The sequence below is a fragment of the Flectobacillus roseus genome (genome assembly GCF_030056595.1).
Lineage (GTDB): Bacteria > Bacteroidota > Bacteroidia > Cytophagales > Spirosomataceae > Flectobacillus > Flectobacillus roseus.
In genome coordinates this window covers 1-1433 of record NZ_JASHIF010000044.1, presented here as the reverse complement: position 1 = coordinate 1433, position 1433 = coordinate 1, and the positions used below count along the sequence as shown (strand labels likewise).

1 protein-coding gene is annotated in these 1433 nt (G+C 35.2%); it reads right to left on the bottom strand.

From position 1 onward, the window contains the following. A partial coding sequence (locus QM524_RS25865) for a PDDEXK nuclease domain-containing protein (protein ID WP_283346899.1) occupies positions 1-780 on the bottom strand: 780 nt, incomplete at its 3' end. Positions 781-1433: the final 653 nt, after the last annotated feature.

The following is a 1433-nucleotide window of genomic DNA, read 5'->3' as shown; positions in this document are numbered from 1 at the left end:
TTGTCCCACGTCTTGATGAGTCAATTTATGAGTTTTGATTTCTATAATGACAAAACATTGCAACAGGCGATTATAAAATACTAAATCCACAAAAAACTCATCATCCTCTAATAAGATACGTTTTTGTCGAGCCACAAATGAGAAACCGTTACCCATTTCCAGCAAAAACTCCTGTAAGTGTGTAATGATGGATTGTTCCAAATCTTTTTCGTAATAGCTACTTTCTCGTTTGAGTCCCAAAAACTCCAAAACCATTGGGTCTTTGATAATTTCTTTCGCTTCTGAAACCTGTTTTTCACCATTGGCAACTGCCAGTACACTTTCTTTATCATTGCTCATTAAAAGTCTTTCGAATAAAAGGCTATTAATTTGGCGTTCGAGTTGTCTAGAAGTCCAATGATTTTTGATACTTTCTGCGATATAGAAAGCTCTTTTATCGGTATCTTCTACAGCTAATAATAATTTATACTGTGTCCAGTTCAATTGCGTCCGCACTGCGGACGCAATTGGAAAAAACCTGTAAAATTTTCGACAACGTTCTAGCTGTCTAATACCGAATCCTGAACCAAATTCAGGTTCTAATTGCTTAGAAAGATATTTTATGATATACTTTCCATACTCAGCACGGTCTTTTCCTTGCTGTTCTTCTTCAAAAATATACTTACCGATATGCCAGTACATGAGTGTACGTTCGTGATCAACTGCTCGAATAGCTCTTTCTTGTGCTTCTTTAATAACAGCTTTAATTTGGCTAACAAGTGTAGTGTTTATTAATTCCATTGAAGATTGTGTGGGTTTAAATAGACGTTATAAGTATATCAGTTACAAGAATGCCTTTTTTGCCGTTGTTGCTTTTTTGACCCGCAACGGCTGAAGATATAAAGTTAAATGATATGTTATCTATATTATAGTTGTTTGGTGATATAATTGTAGGTGTTCTTTTAAATTTTACGACACGATTACATAGTTGTTTGTGCCCTCTTGAATCTAAAAATGCATAACGTTAACGCCGTTAACGTTATGTTTTACTGCGTTAACGCGACTGTTAACGCGTGTAAACGCTTGGTTAACAGCGTTTACACTAATTTATTCACATGTTGAATAGGGGGTGGGTGCATGTGGATAGAAAACTCTTAGGAATGTGCCAAGTGTGTTAGCGCTTCATGACAATCTGCTTCAAATATTGGTATGCTAGTGATGCAAAAATCTCAATAGCTGCTAACAGTTGAACGAATATTTATCACCAAGTATCAAGGAATTGTTTGGAGGTTCACTTTATCGCGAATCTATAGTGAAGCTCTATGTAAAGTGTAGGTAAGGTTTAGTAAATCTTTATGCAATCTGTATTCAATCTACCGTTAAACCTTGTGGAATGTGTAGGCAATGTTTAGTAAATCTTTATGCAAACTTTATTCAATCTATCATCAATATGG